Origin of the sequence: Methylobacterium komagatae (genome assembly GCF_042661665.1) — a bacterium.
Lineage (GTDB): Bacteria > Pseudomonadota > Alphaproteobacteria > Rhizobiales > Beijerinckiaceae > Methylobacterium > Methylobacterium komagatae.
Map to the genome: position 1 here is coordinate 4861609 of NZ_JBHSWN010000001.1, position 19734 is coordinate 4881342.

Below are 19734 nucleotides of genomic sequence, written 5' to 3' on the forward strand. Positions count from 1 at the left end.
CGGGTGGGTTCCTTTGTCTTCCGGCTCAGGGCCGGACCGGTCCGGCCAGCGTGTCGAGGATGTCGTCGAGGGCGTCCTGCCAGGGACGCGGAAGGATGCCGTAGGCCTCGCGCAGGCTGCCGGTGGACAGGCGCGAGTTCGACGGCCGCCGTGCCGGCGTCGGGTAGGCCGAGGTCGGGATGCCCTCCACGGGTACTTCCCGGCCGCCGCGCTTGGCGCCGCCGGCCACGATCGCCTTCGCGAAGCCGCACCACGTGGTCGATCCGTCGTTGACGCAGTGGAACGTGCCCGTCGGCGCGGCGGGGTCTTCGGCCATGCGCAGGGCGACGGTGGCGAGCGCGGCGGCGAGGTCGGTCGCGCTGGTCGGGCAGCCGTGCTGGTCATCGACCACGGTCAGCCTGTCGCGCTCGGCGGCCAGCCGCAGCATCGTCTTCACGAAGTTGCCCCGGTGCGGGCTGACCACCCAGGCCGTGCGCAGGATCGCGTGGCGCGGGTTGCCGGTGCGCACGGCGAACTCGCCCGCCGCCTTGCTGGCGCCGTAGACGCTTTGCGGATCAACCGGCTCGTCGGGGGCATAGGCGCCCTCGGGCTTGGTGCCGGCGAAGACGTAATCCGTCGAGACATGGACGAGGGGGATATCACGCGCCCTTGTCTCGTTGGCCAGGATCGCGGGGGCGAGAGCGTTGAGGCGCCAGGCCGCGATTGCGTCGGCTTCGGCCTTGTCGACCGCCGTGTAGGCGGCCGTGTTGATCACCGCCGCGTAATCGCGCTCGGCCAGGACCGAGGCCACGGCTGCGGGATCGGTGATGTCGAGGGCCTCCCGCGTCGGCGCATGGACGCGCACGCCGTCGGGCCAGGCATGGGCCTGCAGCTCGGTGCCGACCTGACCGGCGCCGCCGAGAACGAGGATGTCCATCAGCCGGCGAGCCCGAGCCGGTCGCCCTTGTAGCGGCCCTCGCGGATCGGGCGCCACCACGCCTCGTTGGCGAGGTACCACGCCACGGTCTCCTCCAGCGCCGCCTCGAAGGTCTTCTTCGGGGCCCAGCCGAGCTCACGCTCGGCCTTGGTGCAGTCGATCGCGTAGCGCCGGTCATGGCCCGGACGGTCGGCGACGAAGGTGATCAGCCGCTCGTGCGGCCCGGCTTCCGGGCGCAGCCGGTCGAAGGCGGCGCACAGGCCGTGGACCACGGCGAGGTTGTTGCGCACGGCGCGCCCGCCGAGCAGGTAGGTCTCGCCGATGCGACCGCGCTCCAGCACGGCGACGAGGCCCTTGGCGTGATCCTCGACATGGATCCAGTCGCGCTCGTTCAGGCCGTCGCCGTAGACCGGCAGGTTCTTGCCCTCCAGGGCGTTGAGGATCATCAGCGGGATCAGCTTCTCGGGGAAGTGACGCGGGCCGTAATTGTTCGAGCAGTTCGTCACCAGCACCGGCAGGCCGTAGGTCTCGTGCCACGCGCGGGCGAGGTGATCGGAGGCGGCCTTCGAGGCGGAGTAGGGCGAGCGCGGGTCGTAGCGGCTCTCCTCGGTGAAGAAGCCGCCGGGCGGCAGCGAGCCGTAGACCTCGTCGGTCGAGACGTGGAGGAAGCGGAAGCCCTCGCGGTCGGGACCGGTCAGGCCCTCGTACAGCTCGCGGGCGGCATCGAGCATGGTCTGCGTGCCGATGACGTTGGTGCGCACGAAGGCGCCCGGATCGGTGATCGAGCGGTCGACATGGCTCTCGGCGGCCAGATGCATCACCGCCTGCGGCTTGAACTCGCCGAAGGCGGCGCGCACCGCGTCGCGGTCGCAGATGTCGGCCTCGACGAGGCGGTGGCGCCCGCTGCTCTCGAGCGGCTTCAGGGAGATGGGATTGGCCGCGTAGGTCAGGGCGTCGAGGGTGAGGACCTCGTGTCCGAGATCCTGCACGAGGTGCAGGACGAGGGCGGAGCCGATGAAGCCGCAACCGCCGGTAACGAGGATCCGCATGAAAACCCCTCTCGGACTGAATCCGTGCCGGATCCAACCTACAATGCATGGCCAGATCGCGACATCCAAGCGCCATGCCGCTTCGACGTCAGTGATGCCGCGTGGACGGCGCGCGGCAGGATTACTGAGGGCCGGTCAGAACAGCTTGCCGGCCTCGCTCAGACAGGGCGCCTTTCGGTCCTTGTCCGACAGCACCGCCTCGGCCTCGCTCACGGGCCATTCGATCCCGATCTCGGGGTCGTTCCAGCGGATGCCCCGGTCATGGGCAGGGCTGTAGTAGGAATCGACCTTGTACGCGACCATCACATCCGGGGTCAGCGTACAGAAGCCGTGCGCGAAACCGTGCGGGATGAACAATTGCTCGCCGCCCTCGGCATCGAGGCGCACGGCGACGTATTGCCGGTAGGTCGGCGAATCGGGCCGGATGTCGACGGCGACATCAAGGATGGCGCCAGACAGCACGCGGATCAGCTTGGCCTGCGGCTGGGGCGGGATCTGGAAGTGAAGGCCGCGCACCGTGCCCTGCGGCGCCGAAAAGGATTGGTTGTCCTGCACGAACGGCGCCGTGATCCCAGCACGTTCGAGCGCATCCGCCCGGAACGTCTCGGAGAACCATCCCCGCGCATCGCCGAAGCGCTTCGGCACGATGCGCTTCACGTCCGGGATTCGCGTCTCGATGACGTCCACGGGATACCTCGGCGTATCAGATCATGGGCCCGCGTCGCTGCAATCGCCGCGCGGTTTCAAGCGGCGATGCCGAACAAATCCAGTGGGAGTCAAGTCTTGCACCCGAGAAATGGGTGCGGTGCGGAATGGTGAATGCTTACGGAATCCCGATCATCTTGTGCGTCTGCAACGAGAGGCGCCACCGCGCGTCGGCCCGGCAATAGGCGATCGCCGCTTGGGTATTCGCTTTCGCGTCCGGCCCGTCCATGGGCTGAAGGAAGCGGTGCCGGAAGGGCAGGTCCGCGAAAGTCTCGGGCGGCGCGTCGGCCTGGGGGTAGACGAGCTTCAACTCATCGCCCCGTGTCTGCGCCAGGGTGTTCGCGCCCTTCGGGCTGACGCAGATCCAGTCGATCCCGTCTGGGGCCGGAAGGGTGCCATTCGTCTCGATGGCAATCTCGAACCCCTGTCCATGGACCGCCTCGATCAGTGCGGCATCGAGTTGGAGGAGAGGCTCGCCACCCGTGAATACGACGTAACGGTTATGCTCTCCCCCTCCCAGGCGGCCGCGATGGCCCCGGCAAGGGCGATCGCATCGGAGAACCGGCCACCGCCCTCCCCGTCCATGCCGACGAAATCCGTGTCGCAGAACCGGCAGGCGGCGGCGGCACGATCCTCTTCGCGACCAGACCACAGGTTGCATCCGGCGAAACGGCAGAAGACCGCCGCGCGGCCTGCCTGCGCCCCCTCCCCCTGAAGCGTGTGGAAGATTTCCTTGACCGCGTAAGGCACCCTTGAGTCCTCGAACCCCTGAATCCCGTGCCGAACCGTGGCCGGCGATTTGACAGGCGCCGTTCGGGCGCCAGATCCGTGTTGCGCCACGGCGACGGGCGCACGCAACCCCGCTCGACGCGGGGGCGACCTTCCTACCCCACGCCGCCCGCGTCGACTTCCCCCCGGTTCACACAGGGGGCCCGGCCGCCATCGTATCGCCATGGAGCGTGCGTTGAAGGCATGCTCGACGCGCGTTTCCCTCCGGTGTGAGCGGTCCCGGCCGCTTCACGACGAGACAGGTCCGATGCTCAATCACATAATTGGCCGTCTCTCGCTCGGCGGCCTTTTGGCCCGCGCCGTCAGCGCTGCCGCCCTTCTCGGGGCCTTTGGCGGCGCGGCGAGCGCCGTGACGGTTCCAATCCTCGTGGCGGACGTGGATTCCGGCCGGGTGATCTATTCCCAGGCGCCGACCGATCCCTGGTTTCCGGCCTCGATCACCAAGCTGATGACCACCTACGTGGCCCTCGACCTCGTCCGTCAGGGGCGGGCCTCGATGGACACGCTGATCACCATTTCGCCGAACGCCGCCGCCGAGCCGCCCTCGAAGATGGGTTTCAAGCCGGGTACGCAGCTCACGCTCGGCAATGCCCTCAAGATCATCATGGTGAAATCGGCGAACGACGTGGCCTTCGCCATCGGCGAGAGCCTGGGCGGCTCCATCGACAATTTCGCCGCGATGATGAACGATTCCGCCCGGCGGATCGGCATGCGCGACAGCCGCTGGACCAACGCCAACGGCCTTCCCGATCCGCAGCAATGGACCTCGGCCCGCGATATGGCGATCCTCGCCCGCGCCCTGATCCGTGACTTCCCGGACGACCACGATCTGTTCTCGATCTCGGCGATCCAGTTCGGCGGAGCGGTGATCCCGAACCATAACGGCCTGCTCGGACGCTATCCCGGCACGGACGGGATGAAGACCGGCTTCATCTGCTCCGGCGGCTTCAACGTGGTGGCGACCGCGACCCGGGGCGGTCGCCGGATCGTCGCCATCGTGATGGGCCAGCCGAGCGCCCGCGAGCGCGACGTGAAGACGGCCGATCTGTTCGATTACGGTTTCGCCCAGGATGGCGGAAACGGACCGGGGCTCGATGCCCTGCCGGGTTCCTCGTCGGCCGCCCCGCCGGACATGCGCCCCTATGTCTGCGGCGGCAAGAAAGTGCCCGCGATCGATGAGGGCCCCGGCGCCGTGTCGGCCTCCGCCACCACCGCCGCCCAACTCGTCGGCGGCGCGGCGGCGTCGTCCCCGTCCCTGGCGCTCGCTGCCTTCTCCAGTCCCGGTATGCGCGCTCGCACTTTGCCGCCGCGCGCTCCGCTCCAGCCCGTTGCTGTCTGGATCGGCCGTAGCCCGGCCGAGGGCCAGCAGATCCTGGCGCAGCAGGCGGCCGAGGCGCAGGCCGCCGCCGCGAATGTCCGGGCCGCCCGGCTGGAAGCCGCCAAGGCCCGGCGCGAGGCTGTCCTGGCCAAGCGGCAGGCTGTGCAGGCCGCCGCCAAGGAAGCTGCAGCGCAGAAGCAGGCCGCGAAGGCGGCCGCCAAGGCTTCTGGCGGCGTGCCGCGTTCGGCCAGTGCCTACACGTCGTCCGAGTCGGCGAGCATGCCCGAAGCGAAGCCCGGCAAGGGGCTGACCAAGGCCAAGGACGCGGCCAAGCCCGCTGCGCACAAGCCTGTGGCCGCTAAGCCTGTCGCAAAGCCGGTGGCGGCGAAGCCCGCGCCGAAGCCGGCCAAGAAGGCCGCCGCCAAGAGCGACGAATAGCCGACCAGCGTCAGACCGATGGTTCAGCCGCCCCCGCCGCCCGATTCCCGTCGCCCCGAGCCGATTCCGCTCACCGTGCTGACGGGTTTCCTGGGGGCGGGGAAAACCACGTTGCTGAACCGGTGGCTCGGTGATCCGGCGCTGTCGGACACGGTCGTCATTGTCAACGAGTTCGGCGAGATCGGTCTCGACCACCTGCTCATCGAGCGGGTGGACGAGGACATGGTGCTGCTCGGGGCGGGTTGCCTGTGCTGCACCGTGCGCGGCGACCTCATCGCGACGCTGGAAGATCTGCTGCGTCAGCGCGACAACGGCCGCATCACGCCGTTTCGTCGGGTCGTCATCGAGACGACCGGCCTCGCGGATCCCGCGCCGATCCTGCACGCACTGATCTACCACCCGTATCTGGTGATGCGGTACCGCCTCCAATCGGTGGTGACGGTGGTGGATGCCGTCCATGGCGCCGCGACCCTCGACGCTCATCTGGAGGCGCTGCGGCAGGCGGCAGTGGCCGACCGGCTCGTCCTCACCAAGGAAGACGTCGCCCGGGAGACGGTGGCTTTGCGCGCGAGGCTCGCCGCCCTCAATCCGGTGGCGCCGATCCTGCCTGCCGATACGCCGGCGGAACAACTGCTCGGCGGCCTGTTCGGGCTGGACGGCAAGGGCGAGGATGTGCGCGCTTGGCTCGGAGCCGACGCGATGGCCGACGAGCCCGAAGACGGGCGGGACGTGAATCGGCACGACGCATCGATCCAGGCCATTTGCTTGACGAGCGAGGCTCCGGTCCCGCGCCCGGCCTTCGAGATGTTCCTCGATCTCCTGCGCTCCGGCCACGGGCCGAAGATCCTGCGGCTCAAGGGCCTTGTGGCCCTGGCCGACGATCCCGAGCGGCCCCTCGTCATCCACGGCGTTCAGCATGTCGTCCACGCGCCGGTGGCCCTGCCGTCCTGGCCCGATCCTGACAGGACCTCACGCCTCGTTCTGATCCTCAACGACCTCGACCCGGCTTTCGTGCAGCGGCTCTGGGATGCCTTCCTCGGGCGGCCGCGGATCGATGCGCCTGATGCCGCCGCGTTGACCGACAACCCCCTCGCCATTCCGGGCGGCTGATCGCGGCATCATCCTTGAACCTCATAGGTCGAACGGCGCTTTCGAGCCGCCGAGCCGTCCCGGAAGGGGACGGGATGAGCCAAAGCGGGATAGGCGATGACGCGGCGTTTCACGGTGATCCAGGGCGGTCGCGAGGGCTCGGTCGCGGGTGGTAAGCCCAGCCCCCTGCGGCTCGAAGCGGTCGCCATGGTGCTGCGCCGCCGCCTTGCCGACCTCAAGAACGAGCGCCAGCCGTTCCGCGTGGAGCGCGCTGCACCGATCCGCGGCGCGATCCCCGATGCCGCCTTTCTCGGCGTTCGGCCCGAGGGCTGGAGCCCCGACGTCGCAGCCTGAGCGAGAGGTCAACCACCGCCCTACCTTCGCCCCATGGCGAGCGACACGATCCATGGGCTGAAGAACACCCGCGCCGGGCGCGCCCGGAAGGCTCCGGCCGAGGGCTCACCGAAACGGGTCGCGGCGGTGATGGCCCGCTTGGCCGCCGTCGATCCCGAGCCGAAGGCCGGACTCATCATCGAGGATCCGTTCCGCCTGCTGGTGACGGTGCTCCTGTCGGCGCAATCCACCGGGCCGACCGTCTCCCGCATCTCCGATGCGCTGTTTGCGCGAGCGGCGACGCCGAAGGCACTCCTGGCCCTCGGCGAGGATGGCATTCTCGACATCATTCGCCCGGTCGGCCTCGGGCCGTCCAAGACGCGCTCCATACTGAGGCTTTGCGCCGCCCTCGACGACACGTTCGACGGAAAAGTGCCGCGTACGGCCGCCGAACTCCGGCGTCTGCCGGGCATCGGCCGGAAAACCGCCGAGGTGACGTTGAACTTTGCCTTCGGAGAGAAGGTGATTGCGGTCGACACCCACATCTTCCGGGTCTCGAACCGCATCCCCCTGGCGCCGGGACGTACGGCCGATGCGGTGGCGGACGGCCTCGCGGTGCTGGTGCCGGAGGCTTAGAAGGATAGCGCCCATCTCTGGCTGTTCCGCCATGGGCGAGACACCTGCACGGCGCGCAAGCCCGCCTGCGAGCGATGCGTGGTCTCAGACCTGTGCACGTGGCCTGAGAAGAGTGTGCCGGCCTGAACCTTACTCGTCCTCGCCGAACTTATTGGCGAGCAGCGCGTCGATTGCGTCCATGCAATCCTGGGCGTCGCTGCCGACCGCCGTGACGACGATGCTGGTGCCCATGGCCGCGCCGAGGGTCAGCAGGCCCATGATCGATCGCCCACCCACGGTCTCGCCCGCGCGGGTGACGGTCACGGTGGAATCGAACCGCTCGACCGTCTGCACGAATTTAGCCGAGGCCCGCGCATGCAGCCCGCGCCGGTTGATGATCGGCAGCTTCCGCAGGAAGCCACCCTCCGGGACGGGGGGATCGTCGTCGCTCTCGTAGAGGTCGTCCATCGGTCTCGCTTTGGCGGCGGGCAGCGTGGCGGTAAGACTAGACCAGGAACTGGCCAAGTCGATCCCGGAACAGGCAAATTGCCGGGAGAAGGGCTACCATTCGTATTCCGCACCGACGCCGAGGCTGGTGCGGCCGTCGCTGCCCGCCTCGCCCTTCAACTTGATCCGGCGGGTGACGTCGACATCCACGCCGACAGCTGTGTCGGCGGGTTTCGCCCCCGCCTTCACCCCGATGCTCACGCGGTCCGAGATATATCGCGAGGCGCCGAGCGCCGGGCCCCCGCTCGCCCCCGTGGAGACGTCGAGGCTGTCGAGGCCGAGGCCCTTGCGTGCTTCTTCGAATACGTCCGGCCCGGCCGACCCGCCGGAGAGCTGCGCCACGGCCTGGGCGAGTTGGAGCGCCTGGAACGGCGAGAGGCCCCCGGCCGCCTTCTTGAACAGCAAGCGCGAGAGAACTTCGTCCTGCGGCAGCGCCGGGTCCGAGGTGAGCGCGAATTGCGGCGCGTCGGCCGGGCCGCTCACCGCCACCCGGGCGGTGACGTCGCCCGCCTTGGTCTGAGCCGAAAAGTCGAGGTCCGGCGTCGTCAGGCTGCCTGCGAAGGTGATCCGGCCCCGGTCGAAATCAAGACGCTGACCCACGAGGTCGAAGCGGCCCCTCCGCAGGGAGAACTCGCCGTTGGCGCGTGGATCCTGCGACGAGCCCGTGACCCGAAGTTCCCCGCCGAGTTCCGCGTCGATCCCCCGGCCGCGCACGAAGATGCGGTTCGGTGCGTTCACCGCGACGTCGAGGGTGGCGTCGAAAGGCGCCGCCGCCTTTCCGCGCCCGCGTCCCTTCACGGTGGCGTTCGCGCGCTTGGCGAGACGGGCGCGAACCTCCGGCGGTGTGTTGATGTGGCGCACGCCCGGCAGGGGCCGCGCCGTGGCGGGCAGGCGATCCGGCACGGCGACGTCGATGGAGGCGACATCGACCCGTCCGGTGATCCGGGGCGTGCGGGCGAGCGGACCGGAAAGCGACAGGTCGAGCCCGGCCACTGCCGTCATCAGCGAACTGGAGACGAGCTCCGCCCGCTCGGCGGTGAGGCGGAAATTGCCGGGGAAACCGCCTGCCGGGTCGAGGCTGACCTTGCCCGAGGCACCGATGCGCCCGCCATTGCGGGTGGCGGCGGTGAGCCGCTCCACGACGAGGCTGTCGCCCCGACCCGTCACCCGGCCTTCGATGGCGGTCAGACGGATGCCGTTGAGCGGATCGCTGAAGCTGCCGCCGGAGAGCACGGCGACGCCTTCGGCGCGGGGCGCGGCCAGCGTGCCGGTGACGCCGCCGTCGATGGCGACCTTGCCGCCGACGCTCTGGCCGGTGGCACTGAGGAGCGAGTTGGCGAGCGATGCGTCGAGGGTGCCCTTGCCGCGAAGGTTGAGGGGACCGCCGGGCTCCACGGGCAGGGTGCCCGAGAGGGTCAGGGCCATGCCGCGACCCGCGCTCACGCGTCCGTCGAGGCTTGCCTGCCCGTCGGAAAGGGTGCCGCGCGCTTCGGCTTCGATCGGCGGCAGACCGGCGCTGCGGGTCTGCGGAGCGACGAGGCGAGCCACTTTCAAAGCGTAGCGTCCCTCGGGCCGGTTCGCGGGACCGTGCAGGTCCGCGTCGCCATCGAGGGTGCCGGACAGGGCGAGGTCCGGGGACGCGATGCGGGCCAGCGACAGCGGCAGGCTGCTGATCGCGACCCGCAGGTCAAGGTCCCGTCCGGCCTTGCCGGAGACCTGCACCCGGCCTGATCCGGCCGCGATCGACAGCCCGTCGATCACCGCGCCGCCTTCAGCGAGGGTGATCGTCGCCGGGCCGGTCAGGGCGAAGCGGTCGCTGCCGCGCGCGGCGGAGAGCCGGGCGATCTCGATCCGCGTCGCGTCCGAGGGGATGAGACGTGCGGCACCGTCTAGGGCGAAACCCCGCGCGCGGGCGGTGAGCACCACGTCGCTGGCGGCGGGGCTGCCGGTAGCCGCGAGTTTGAGGCTGTCGATGGACTGGCCGCCCGCCACGACCCGGTCGGCGTCGAGATGCCCGTCGAGCACCGGCCGGGCGAGCAGATCGGCGCCGCGCAGGTCGGCGTCGAGGCGCGCAAGCGCGGTTTCGCCGTAGCGGAGGCCGGCGCCCATGGCGCGGATCGCTGCGCCCTGGCGCCCGCCTTCGCGGGTGAGCGTCACTGTGGCGTCAAGCCGGCCGGCTAGGTTTTCCGGGCTCAGGGGTGAGAGGTCATCGAGATTGCCGGCCCGGACGCTGAGCGTCCCGGCGGCGAGGCGCGTCGCCTCTGCGATCGCGGCGTTGCCCTCCACCGCCACCGAACCGAGGCTCAGGGCGAGGCGATCGAGCACCCAATCGGTCCCGGTCGAGAGAGCGACGCGGGCGAGATGGGCGTCACCCGCCAGCGGCTTGCCGCCGACATCGCCCGCAAGCCTCAGCGTGCCATCCGCCGCGCCGGTCGCGTCGCGCAGGGCAGCCGAGACGGCAAGATTGCGGATCGGCCGACCATCCGCAGTGGCGGCGGGCGCAGTGAGCGTCGCCGTCAGATCAGGCTTCTCGAGCGAACCCGTCAGGCGCGCGTCGAGGGCGGCGCGTCCGGTAAAGCGGGATTCGAGGTCGGTGAGGCTCTTGATGTCGATGCGGGCGGTGACGTCGGCCGCGCTCGCCGTCGCCTGTCCTTGAAGTGCAGCCAGCATGCCTGCCCCTTCCAGCCGCAGCCGGTCGAAGCCGTATCCGTCATAGGTCTGCGAGACCTGTCCGGTGAGGCTCGGGGTGCGGCCGAGCAACCGGTCGGCGGGGCCGATGCCGGTGACGAGGCCCGAACTAGTGACGGTGAGGTCGGCCGCGAGTGCCTTGCGCGCCGGATCGCCCGAAAGGCGAGCCCTGGCCTCTATGCTCCCCGCGAGGCCGCGCCCGGCGAGACCGGAGAAGGCCGCGAGGTCAGGCAGCGAGGCTTGCAGTGTGCCGGCGAGCAGGTTCTGGCCGACCTTTCCGGCATAGGAGGCCTGCGCCGTCTCGGAATGGGCAGTGAGGCGCGAGACATCGATCACCCCGTCTGACCCGGCGCTGGCGCGCAGGCTCAGCTTCGCCTCGGAGCCGATGGCTCGGCTTAGACCCGGATCGGCGAGGCGCAAGCCCTGGGCATCGCCATCGGCGGTGATCGCGAAGCGCCCGGCCTTCGGATCGCCCTCCGGCACGACGGAGAGCGTTGCGGCCACCCGGTCGAGGTCGGTGCCGCGGCTGCGGATACCCGCCGCGTCGAGGGTGCCGCGAACGGTCGGCGTCGCGAGCGGGCCTTTCAAGCTGCCGTCGAAGACGAGCTTGGCGATCTCGGAGTCACCCGCCTTCGTCACCTCGCCCTCGGTGGGAAGAGCGCGGGCCTGAAGGGTCAGGTCGGCGACGCGGTCGGCGGTGATGCCGCCCAAAGCCGCGAGCCGCGCGGTGCGCGAGGCGAGTTCCAGGCGGTCGATGCGGAAGGCGCCGCTGTCGGCGAAGCCCAGGGCGCCGTCGAGCTTGGTCGTACCCGCGAAGACGGAGGCGGCCGGGCCCGGAACCAGCCCTTCGATGCGGGCGGCGAGATCGAGCGACAGCCGCCGCTCGGCGCCGATGCGCGAGATGCGCGCGCCACCCTTGGCGCCGATCTCGGGACCGGCGATGAAGTCGAGCTTGGCGTTCCAGGCGTCGAGGGTCCCCGTGCCCTCGAGATCGAAGGCGATGGGGGGCGTGCCGGGGATCGACGCCGCCTTGGACAGGAGGCCGCCGGCCTCCTCCATCAGGTTCGCCTTCAGTTCGAGCTTGTCACCCTTCGGCACGTAGGCGAGCGTCAGGGAGAACAGCCCGGCCGCGTCGAGACGCTTGGCCTCGGCCCGCAGATCCAGACCTTCGCTCGCTGCGCCGAGCTTCGCGCTGCCCTTGGCCGAGAGCCGGGCGGGCTGGCCTGCGATCTCCTCTCCAAGCACGAGGTCGGCGAGGGTGAAGCTCTTGATCTCGACCTTCACCGGAAGGTCGGGCAACAACTTGCCGTCAGGCTTGGCTTCCGCCGGTGTCGGTCCCGGCAGGGGGCGGCGCAGAACCTCCAGACGGCCGATCTCCAGGGTGTCGACCTCGAGCCGCCCCGAGAGCAGCGCCAGACGGCGCCAGGAGATCCGCGCCTTGTCGAGCTTCAACCACACTCCCGCGCGGTCGCTCACCGCCACGTCGCGGATCGTTGCGTCCGCCGACAGGGCTCCATCCACGGCGCCGATGGAGACGCGAGACGCAGGGGTGGACAGGGCCTTCGACAGCAATCCGCCCAGCACGGATTTCTCCGCGTCGTCGGCGCGAAGTATGACGGGGGTAAGGGTGATGAGGAGCAATGCGACGAGCAGGGCGGCCACACCCCGAATGCCCCTGCCCCGCCCATCATTGCTTCGCTGCGCTCGCAATGACGGCGTGATGTGCAAAGCTTCCCTGGTCAGGATCATCAGAACGCCTGCCCGAGGCTGAGATACAGGACGGCGGGGCGGACGTGTCCGCCCTTGTAGGCGTCGAGGGGGAAGGCGAGATCGGCGCGGATTGGGCCGATGCCGGTATAGTAGCGCAGGCCGATGCCCACCGACTTGCGGATGGTCTCGTCGAAATTCGGCAAGGACGAGGCGAAGGCCGTGCCCGCGTCGAAGAACGGCACCACGCCGATCGTGTCCGTGACCTTGATCCGCGCCTCGATCGAGGCTTCGAGCAGGCTGCGTCCGCCGATCGGCAGGTTGAACGGCCCGATGGGGCCGAGCGTCCGGTAGGGATAGCCGCGCACCGAGCCGCCGCCACCCGCGAAGAAGCGGAAATTGTCCGGGATCTCCCCGAGCTTCGCCCCCGAAACCGAGCCGAAGCCGATACGTCCCGCGAGGATGAAACGGGATTCGTCGTCCAGGGAGTAATAGGTCGAGCCCTGCGCCTTCGCGACTACGATGCCCGGATCTGAGATGGCGCCCGGATACGCCGCCACGGAGGCGATGGCCCGGAACCCCTTGGTCGGGTCGAGCAAGCTGTCCGTGGAGTCGTAGGTGACGGAGGCGGGCACGCCGATCAGCCGGTAATTCAACCTGCCGAGCGCGTCCTGCGAGCGGCCGGCCTGCGCGTCGAGGCCGATCTGGGCCGAGAACGTGTCCGAGAAGCGGTGGCGGATCGCACCTGAGATGCCGCCGCCGTCCACGAGGTAGCTCTGCTGGACCTCGCGGGCGAAGAAGACATTGGCCAGGAAGTCGTTGCGCGTGCCCCAGAGGGCGGGCTGCACGTAAGTCGCCGAGAGGCGCCCGCCGAGGCCGTTCGTCCCGATGCCCGCCTGCTTGCGCTGTTGGGCGAAGGGATCGTAGCCGAGACCGAGATAGTAGAGGTCGGCATCGACCCGGAAGGTCTCTCCGCCGCCGAACAGGTTGCGGTTGGCGTAGTAGGCCCGCACCCCCGGCCCATCGACGGTGGAATAGCGCGCCGAGACGCCGATCAGGTTCTTCTCGCGCTCCGTGACCTCCACGAAGAGCGGCAGGTTGCCCTCCGCGTCGAGTTCGGTGCCCTCGCGGACCCGCACGGAGCCGATGCCCTCCAGCCGCGCCACCGAACGGCGGATCGCGGCGACGGCCTGGGGGGAATAAGGGTCACCCGGTTCGGCATAGATGAAGGAGCGGATGGTCGCCGGGTCCATGCCCTCTGCGCCACGGACGCTCACTTCGCCGATCCCGGCCTTGGGGCCAGGGTTCAGCGTGAAGGTGACGTCCATGACATGGGCGGTGTCGTCCACGACGGGATCGCGGTTCACAACCTTGGCAAAGGGATGCCCCTCCGCGCGGAAACGGTCCACGATCGCCGCCTCGCGGGCGAGCACCGTCGCGGACCGGGCGGGCACGTCGTCATCCACGCGGGTCAGGCGCGGCGGGAGGATCTCCTCTGGGAAGGGCCGCCCGGCGGGATCGCGCACGGTGATCCGGCGCAGGGTGTAGAGCGGCCCGAGATCGATCGCGATCTTCACAGGCACGAGGCCGCGATTGCGCCAGTTCTCCGCTGCGCGCACCGCAGGCGCGGTCCGCCCCGGCGCTACGGGCACGCCATCGACGCGCACCTCGACCCGGCCCTGGTAATAGCCGTAGCCGGAGAGCACGTCCGCGAGCTTGGCGAGATCGATCTCAGCCCGGCGGACCAGCCCCTCCCCGTCCGGCGGCGCTTCCTGGCGCAGGCGGTACAGGGCGGAGGCATCCTGGATCGCGGTCAGGACGTCGGAATCGTCGGTGCCGGTGATTTTGGCCGTATAAGGCACGGCCGTCGCGCTCGGAGCGGGCGGCTCGGGCTCCGAGCCGAATAGCCCGAAAAAGTCGAAGGCGCGGGCGGGCTCCGGCAGGGCGATGCCGGCCATGCCCGCCGCCCAGGCGATCAGGATCGCGCGGGCAATCCCCTGCGGAAGAGAAAGCAGTCGGAAAGGGTGCAGCAAGCGGATCGCGCCGTCAGCCCCGAAGGCCGCTGGCGCGGCAAAGTCCGGTCCGGTTCATGCTCGACGCCCCCCACGTCTCGCCTGCGCCTCGCCGGGGCGCGTCTGTTCCTTTGTCCACGGCCTTGCCGATCGGCATGGCCCCGGCCGTACAGACCATGCCCGAAATGAGTCGACTCTGTGGCAAAGCTTGGTTTCAGGCCGCTCGTACCTGTGAAAGAAACCCTGCGACCGCTCCGCGCAGGGCACCTGCCTGACGCGAAAGATCCCCCGCGGCGGCGAGCACCTGATCCGAGCCGTGGCTCGCCGTGGCAGCAGCGGCATCGACGCCCGCCACATGGCCCGAGACCGCGCGGGTATCCTGCGATGTCTGCACCGTGGTGCGTGCGATCTCGGCGGTCGCCGCGCCCTGCTCTTCCACCATGGCGGCAATGTCGGAGCCGATCCGCGCGAGGTCGCGGACCATGGCCGCGATCCCTCCGATGGAGCGCACCGAGGCGTCCGTTGCGCTCGAGATCTCCGCGACCTTGGCGGTGATGTCCTCGGTGGCGCGGGTGGTTTGGGCAGCGAGTTCCTTCACCTCCGCCGCGACCACGGCGAAGCCCCGCCCCGCCTCGCCCGCGCGTGCGGCCTCGATGGTGGCATTGAGTGCCAGCAGGTTCGTCTGGGAGGCGACGTTGGAGATCATGCCGACGATCTCGCCGATGCTGGAGGCGGCTTCCGCGAGGCGGCGGACCTCCTCGGTCACGCCGTCCGCATTGCGTTGCGCCTTGGCGGCGAGATCCGCCGAGGCGCCGACCTGCGAGGCGATCTCGCGCACCGAGACCGACAATTCCTCCGTGGCGGCAGCGACCGCATCCGCCGTGCCGGCCGCCGAGGCGGAGGCGTTGGTGACTGCGCGGGTCAGGTTGGTCGTGTCGCGGGCGGCCTGCGCCATTCCGTTGGCGGAGGATTCGAGCTGGCTCGCGGCGGCGGACACCGCCTCGACGATCCCGCCGACCTTGCCTTCGAAATCGTCCGCAAGGAGGAGTGCCGCCTCATGCTGAGCGGCGGCGTGTTCGGAGGCCATGCGTTCCTGCGCAGCCCGCGCCGTCCGGCGCTCGGCGACACTCTCGCGGAAGGCGATCGCCGCGCCGGTGATCGCTCGCAACTCGCGGGGGCCACCGACCGGCAGCACCACCGTTTCCGCGTCCGCCTCACCCCGCCCGATGGCCGTGAGCGCCCCCGCCACGCGGGTGAGCGGACGGCTGATCGCGGTGCCCAAGGCCACGGCGATCCCGGCCGAAAGCGACAGCAGCGCGAGCGCGCCGCCGATCCACCACCAGAGCAATCGCTCGGCCCCGCTGCGCAAGCTCCTCGCCTGCGCGGTGAGTTCGCCGGTCAGCTGATCCTCGACACCCTTCAGCCCGTCGATGCGCTGGCTCGCGAGCTTGAACCAGACCGGTGCATCGCGGAAGGCGGGCGCCTCGCCGGGTGTGAGGGACAGGATCGACTCGCGCAGCTTGGCGACGTCGCGGGCGGGCGCGCTCGTTTCGGTCGCGTCCAGGGCGCCACTCATTTCGGGCGTGGCAGACGCTCGAAACAGCTTCGCATAGGTGGATTGGTCCGCCGCCAGCGTCGTGATCCGCTTGGCTGCTGCGAGGTCGTATTGGCCGGAGGCGAAGACCGCCGAGGCCGCTGCGCGCTCCTGGCCCGCCGCCTCCTTCATCATGAGGAAGTTGGCGTAGGAGCGCGCCTTGGATGCGATGGCGGCGTCGTCCATGGCGCCGCCCATGGCGCGCACCAGGCTAAGACCCGCGCCGATCAGGCCGGTATAGCTGGCAGCCGCCTGGGGTGCGGGGATGGACAGGCCGTCCACCGCCTTGCGTTGGGCTTTGAGCCCGTCGAGCCGTTCGATGAAGTCTTTGGCGGTAGAGGCAGCGGTGCCGCCCATGGCGGTGAAGTCCCCGGCTCTGACGGCATCGCTCAAGCCCGACAGGGCGACATCGGTCCGCGACCGCTGTGCCTGCAATTCCGGCCCGAACTGCGCGCCCTTGGCCGCAAGAAAGAGGCTCGACGCGCCCCGTTCCCGTTGTGCCTCGTGAGCGAAGGCGCTGATCCGGGAGGCCAGCCCGACGAGATCCTCGACCCGCACCATCTCGGCGCGGCGTGTCCATTGTTCCGAGACCATGACACCGGCCGCCCCCGCGAAAGCGAGACAGGGTGCGAGCGCAACGGCGAGGATGCGGGAATGCAGTGTCGAAAGAAGAGCCATGGCGCAATCGCAAGTAAGATCAGCGCCTTAATTGCTGACTTAAGTTGATAAACATACCGTTGCGAAGGGCAGGCTGTAGTTTATGCAAACTGCTTGATTAAGCGGCAACCTCGACATCATCGGCCGAACCGGCGTGCAAGTCTCCCCAGGCCTTCAGGGCTGAAATGACTGGTTTCAGGGAGCGTCCCCGCTCGGTCAGACTATACTCCACCTTGGGCGGGACTTGTGCGTAAACCTTCCGCGCGATGAGCCCATCCGACTCCAGCTCACGCAGCTGCGTCGTCAGCATACGTTGCGTGACGCTCGTCAGCCGCCGCCGGATCTCGTTGAAGCGCAGTGTTCCCTCGAGCAGGTGATAAAGGATGACGCCCTTCCACTTGCCGTCGATGAGCTGGAGCGTCGCTTCGACGGCGCAGCCGGGGCTGCAATTGCCCTGGTGACGGCGAGTGCGGGGCATAACGGTATCCTTTTCGACACTATGAGCCTTTTATGTGCGTACTTGCGTGGGGGAAAGGCGAGCGGCATCACATCGCCATTCGTTTTGAGAGGTCGCGATGCGCGCCGTTGGATATCGCAAGTCCCTGCCGATCACCGATGCGGAGGCTCTGATCGATCTCGATCTGCCGCAGCCGGAGCCCGGCCCGCACGACCTGCTTGTGAAGGTCGAGGCGATCTCGGTGAACCCCGTCGATACGAAGGTCCGGCGGAGAGCCGAGCCGGAGGCGGGCGGCGCCAAGATCCTGGGCTGGGACGCGGCCGGGTCCGTGATCGCCATCGGGCCGGAGGTGACGGAGTTCGCCGTGGGGGAGGCTGTCTTCTACGCGGGCGACATCACCCGGGCAGGGACGAATGCCGAATATCACTGTGTCGATTCCCGCATCGTCGGGCGCAAGCCGCAGAGCCTGGATTGGGCGCAATCCGCCGCCCTGCCTCTCACGGCGATCACGGCCTGGGAAACCCTGTTCGACCGTCTGGATGTGGCCAAGCCCATCCCGGGTGCTCCCCCAGCCCTGCTCATCGTCGGCGGTGCCGGAGGCGTCGGCTCGATCGCGATCCAGCTCGCCCGCCAGCTCACAGACTTGACCGTGATCGCCACGGCCTCGCGGCCGGAGACGGCGCAATGGTGCCGTGACCTCGGCGCCCATCATGTGGTGGACCATGCGAAGCCGCTCTCCACCGAGGTGGCGGCCCTCGGGATCGGCGCGCCGGGCCTCGTCTTCTCGACGACGAACACCGACCTGCACCTGCCTGAGATCGTCGCGTTGATCGCCCCTCAGGGCCGGCTCGCCCTGATCGACGACCCGGCCAGCCTCGATGTCTCGCTCCTCAAGCGAAAGAGCCTGTCCCTGCACTGGGAACTGATGTTCACGCGCTCGATGTTCGGCACCGCCGACATCGCCGAGCAGGGGCGGTTGCTCAACGAGGTCTCGCGCCTCGTCGATGCCAGGCGCCTGCGCACGACGCTTGGTGAGCATTACGGACAGATCGACGCCCGGAACCTCCAGCGGGCCCATGCACTGATCGAGTCGGGCCGGGCCAAGGGCAAGATCGTCCTCGAAGGCTTCGGCGCGTAGGGAGGGGCCGATGGGTGAGGCGGCGGACGGGACCGGCATCTTCGACGTGGCAGCCATCGCTGCCGCCCTGCCGCCGAGCGCGGCGACCCTGCTGGTCGACACCTACCTGACCGACCGTCCCGCCGCGAGCGCGCGGGTCTTCCGGGTGTACCGGCCGACCCCGCCGCATTTTCACCGGACCTGCGACGAGTACCTGTATTGCCTCTCCGGCCGGGGCACGTTCTGGATGCGCGACCCGGCAGCGGTCGCGCCCTTCGCGGCGGGGCAGTTGCTGTTCTTCGAGAAGGGCACCGTTCATGCCATGCCGGAGATCGAGCCCGGTGAGCCAGTCGTATTCCTGTCGATCGATACCCCCGCCGGGAGCCGACCGACATTGTCTTCGTCAACGAGGAGGATGGCAGCCCGGCGACCTTCATGGCTCGCAACGCCGACGGGTGAGGCTCAGAAACGGAGCACCCGCCCGGCCGCTGCCACGCCCACAAGCAGCACGGCGACCGTCAGGAACGCGAAGGGCAGGCTCGTCGCTTGCGCGATGAAGCCGATCAGCGCCGGCCCGGCCAGCACGCCCGCATAACCGAAGGTCGTGACGGCGGGCACGGCGACGCTCGCCGGCATCGCGTCCTGCCGACCGGCTGCGGTGAAGAGCACCGGCACGATGTTGGCGCAGCCCGCGCCGATCAGGGCGTAGCCCGCAAGCGCCGCCTCCCAGGCCGGGACGAGGACGGAAAGCGCGAGCCCGGCGGCGGCGCAAAGCCCGCCGAGCACGACGACGGGCGAGCGCCCGAGCCGGGCGACGATCCAGTCTCCCGCCAGCCGTCCCGCCGTCATCGTCACCGAGAAGGCCGCGTAGCCGAGGGTCGCCCGCGCCGGGTCGAGCCCGCGATCCTGCGCCAGGAACACGGCGCTCCAGTCGAGAACGGAGCCCTCGGTCAGGAACACGATGCAGCACAGGATGCCGATGACCAGTACCGTCCCGCGTGGAAGGGCGAAGGCCGGGCCACCCGCCGTCGTGGTGCGTGCCAGGATGCCGGGCCAGGAGGCGGCGAACAGGAGCGCGATGGCCGCGACCGCGAGCCATGTCGTCAAGTCGATGCCGAGGCCTGCGAAGAGCAGCGCCCCGGCCGCCAGCGCCCCGACGAGGCTGCCGAGGCTGTAGAGCCCGTGGAAGCCCGACATCATGGGACGTCCGCTCGCCTTCTCGACGGCGACGGCCTGGAGGTTCATGCCGCAATCGATCGCTCCCATCCCGGCGCCGAACAGCAGCAAGACGGGTGCGAGCACAGCCACGGAATTGGCATGCGCGAGCACCGGCAGGGCGAGGCTGATCGCCGCCGTTCCGGCCATCAGCACCGGGCGCAGCCCGATCTTCGCCGCAGCCGCCCCGGCTAGCGGCATCGCCGCGATCGAGCCGATGCCGAGGCAGAGGAGCAGCAGGCCGAGTTGCGCCTCGCCCAACGCCGCCTGCGCCTTCACATGAGGCACCAGTGGCGCCCAGGCGGCGGTGCCGAGTCCGACGATCAGGAAGAGAAAGCGGGTGGACCAGACTTCCGCGCGATGACGATGGACATGGGCGGGAGGGGCGTCGGTCGCGGAGAGAGCGGGCATCGGCACCGTTTTTCGCGATTCGGAGAGACCCGGCCTAGGTGGGCCGTGGCCAAACTCCCGGCAATGCGGGCACGCGCCCGTCTGCCTTGCGTGCCGACGAATGCGGCTTTCACGGTT

At 69.5% G+C, this 19734-nt stretch carries 15 protein-coding genes and 2 pseudogenes; 7 read left to right on the plus strand and 10 right to left on the minus strand.

The window, feature by feature from the left end; genetic code table 11:
- Positions 1-25: 25 nt before the first annotated feature.
- The 4 genes and pseudogenes from rfbD to queE all read right to left on the minus strand — a co-directional run bounded on the left by rfbD (position 26) and on the right by queE (position 3420).
- A complete protein-coding gene (gene rfbD, locus ACFQE0_RS23940) occupies positions 26-916 on the minus strand; it encodes a dTDP-4-dehydrorhamnose reductase (RefSeq protein ID WP_378974090.1) in 891 nt (296 codons plus the stop codon).
- On the minus strand, positions 916-1965 hold the full coding sequence (gene rfbB, locus ACFQE0_RS23945) for a dTDP-glucose 4,6-dehydratase (protein WP_378974092.1): 1050 nt from the start codon (positions 1963-1965) through the stop codon (positions 916-918). The genes rfbD and rfbB overlap by 1 nt, the downstream gene beginning before the upstream one ends.
- Positions 1966-2100: 135 nt before the next feature.
- Complete coding sequence (rfbC, locus tag ACFQE0_RS23950; protein WP_378974094.1) at positions 2101-2652, minus strand: dTDP-4-dehydrorhamnose 3,5-epimerase; 552 nt, start codon at positions 2650-2652, stop codon at positions 2101-2103.
- 136 nt (positions 2653-2788) lie between these two features.
- A pseudogene (queE, locus tag ACFQE0_RS23955) lies at positions 2789-3420 on the minus strand (7-carboxy-7-deazaguanine synthase).
- Positions 3421-3706: 286 nt separating this feature from the next.
- On the opposite strand from queE, the gene ACFQE0_RS23960 reads away from it, so the two are divergent.
- From ACFQE0_RS23960 to ACFQE0_RS23980, 5 genes are all read left to right on the plus strand, one after another.
- Positions 3707-5215, plus strand: coding sequence for a D-alanyl-D-alanine carboxypeptidase family protein (locus ACFQE0_RS23960; protein WP_378974096.1), 1509 nt, complete (start codon positions 3707-3709; stop codon positions 5213-5215).
- Between the two features lie 18 nt (positions 5216-5233).
- Positions 5234-6325: a CobW family GTP-binding protein gene (locus ACFQE0_RS23965; RefSeq protein ID WP_378974098.1), complete on the plus strand. Its 1092-nt coding sequence runs from the start codon at positions 5234-5236 to the stop codon at positions 6323-6325.
- 96 nt (positions 6326-6421) lie between these two features.
- Positions 6422-6658, plus strand: coding sequence for a hypothetical protein (locus tag ACFQE0_RS23970; protein WP_378974100.1), 237 nt, complete (start codon positions 6422-6424; stop codon positions 6656-6658).
- 33 nt (positions 6659-6691) lie between these two features.
- Complete coding sequence (locus ACFQE0_RS23975; RefSeq protein ID WP_378974102.1) at positions 6692-7273, plus strand: endonuclease III domain-containing protein; 582 nt, start codon at positions 6692-6694, stop codon at positions 7271-7273.
- Positions 7274-7294: 21 nt separating this feature from the next.
- Positions 7295-7399 carry a hypothetical protein gene (locus ACFQE0_RS23980; protein ID WP_378975666.1) on the plus strand — a complete coding sequence of 35 codons (105 nt, stop codon included), beginning with the start codon at positions 7295-7297 and terminating at the stop codon, positions 7397-7399.
- 3 nt (positions 7400-7402) lie between these two features.
- Here ACFQE0_RS23980 and ACFQE0_RS23985 read toward each other — a convergent pair whose 3' ends face one another.
- The 5 genes from ACFQE0_RS23985 to ACFQE0_RS24005 form a co-directional block, all read right to left on the minus strand.
- Positions 7403-7720 carry an HPr family phosphocarrier protein gene (locus ACFQE0_RS23985; protein WP_378974104.1) on the minus strand — a complete coding sequence of 106 codons (318 nt, stop codon included), beginning with the start codon at positions 7718-7720 and terminating at the stop codon, positions 7403-7405.
- Positions 7721-7813: 93 nt separating this feature from the next.
- On the minus strand, positions 7814-12196 hold the full coding sequence (locus tag ACFQE0_RS23990; RefSeq protein WP_465264083.1) for a translocation/assembly module TamB domain-containing protein: 4383 nt from the start codon (positions 12194-12196) through the stop codon (positions 7814-7816).
- Positions 12196-14112 (minus strand): autotransporter assembly complex protein TamA, encoded by a 1917-nt coding sequence (locus tag ACFQE0_RS23995; RefSeq protein ID WP_378975670.1) that lies wholly within the window; start codon positions 14110-14112, stop codon positions 12196-12198. The genes ACFQE0_RS23990 and ACFQE0_RS23995 overlap by 1 nt, the downstream gene beginning before the upstream one ends.
- A 268-nt stretch (positions 14113-14380) precedes the next feature.
- Positions 14381-16438, minus strand: a complete 2058-nt coding sequence (locus ACFQE0_RS24000) for a methyl-accepting chemotaxis protein (protein WP_378974106.1) — start codon at positions 16436-16438, stop codon at positions 14381-14383.
- Positions 16439-16535: 97 nt separating this feature from the next.
- Positions 16536-16895, minus strand: coding sequence for a winged helix-turn-helix transcriptional regulator (locus ACFQE0_RS24005; protein ID WP_378974107.1), 360 nt, complete (start codon positions 16893-16895; stop codon positions 16536-16538).
- A 97-nt stretch (positions 16896-16992) separates the two neighbouring features.
- On the opposite strand from ACFQE0_RS24005, the gene ACFQE0_RS24010 reads away from it, so the two are divergent.
- A complete protein-coding gene (locus tag ACFQE0_RS24010; RefSeq protein WP_378974109.1) occupies positions 16993-18012 on the plus strand; it encodes a zinc-binding alcohol dehydrogenase family protein in 1020 nt (339 codons plus the stop codon).
- 10 nt (positions 18013-18022) lie between these two features.
- Positions 18023-18450: pseudogene (locus ACFQE0_RS24015) on the plus strand (cupin domain-containing protein).
- Positions 18451-18453: 3 nt separating this feature from the next.
- On the opposite strand, the gene ACFQE0_RS24020 reads toward ACFQE0_RS24015, so the two are convergent.
- Entirely contained in the window at positions 18454-19617 is a 1164-nt protein-coding gene (locus tag ACFQE0_RS24020) for an MFS transporter (RefSeq protein ID WP_378974112.1), read from the minus strand.
- Positions 19618-19734: the final 117 nt, after the last annotated feature.

What these genes read in the sequence shown, in the direction of transcription:
- rfbD (WP_378974090.1), bottom strand. Translation starts at nt 916, where the DNA reads ATGGACATCCTCGTTCTCGGCGGCGCCGGTCAGGTCGGCACCGAGCTG.
- rfbB (WP_378974092.1), bottom strand. Translation starts at nt 1,965, where the DNA reads ATGCGGATCCTCGTTACCGGCGGTTGCGGCTTCATCGGCTCCGCCCTC.
- ACFQE0_RS23960 (WP_378974096.1), top strand. Translation starts at nt 3,707, where the DNA reads ATGCTCAATCACATAATTGGCCGTCTCTCGCTCGGCGGCCTTTTGGCC.
- ACFQE0_RS23965 (WP_378974098.1), top strand. Translation starts at nt 5,234, where the DNA reads ATGGTTCAGCCGCCCCCGCCGCCCGATTCCCGTCGCCCCGAGCCGATT.
- ACFQE0_RS23970 (WP_378974100.1), top strand. Translation starts at nt 6,422, where the DNA reads ATGACGCGGCGTTTCACGGTGATCCAGGGCGGTCGCGAGGGCTCGGTC.
- ACFQE0_RS23975 (WP_378974102.1), top strand. Translation starts at nt 6,692, where the DNA reads ATGGCGAGCGACACGATCCATGGGCTGAAGAACACCCGCGCCGGGCGC.
- ACFQE0_RS23985 (WP_378974104.1), bottom strand. Translation starts at nt 7,720, where the DNA reads ATGGACGACCTCTACGAGAGCGACGACGATCCCCCCGTCCCGGAGGGT.
- ACFQE0_RS23990 (WP_465264083.1), bottom strand. Translation starts at nt 12,196, where the DNA reads ATGATCCTGACCAGGGAAGCTTTGCACATCACGCCGTCATTGCGAGCG.
- ACFQE0_RS23995 (WP_378975670.1), bottom strand. Translation starts at nt 14,112, where the DNA reads ATGGCCGGCATCGCCCTGCCGGAGCCCGCCCGCGCCTTCGACTTTTTC.
- ACFQE0_RS24000 (WP_378974106.1), bottom strand. Translation starts at nt 16,438, where the DNA reads ATGGCTCTTCTTTCGACACTGCATTCCCGCATCCTCGCCGTTGCGCTC.
- ACFQE0_RS24005 (WP_378974107.1), bottom strand. Translation starts at nt 16,895, where the DNA reads ATGCCCCGCACTCGCCGTCACCAGGGCAATTGCAGCCCCGGCTGCGCC.
- ACFQE0_RS24010 (WP_378974109.1), top strand. Translation starts at nt 16,993, where the DNA reads ATGCGCGCCGTTGGATATCGCAAGTCCCTGCCGATCACCGATGCGGAG.
- ACFQE0_RS24020 (WP_378974112.1), bottom strand. Translation starts at nt 19,617, where the DNA reads ATGCCCGCTCTCTCCGCGACCGACGCCCCTCCCGCCCATGTCCATCGT.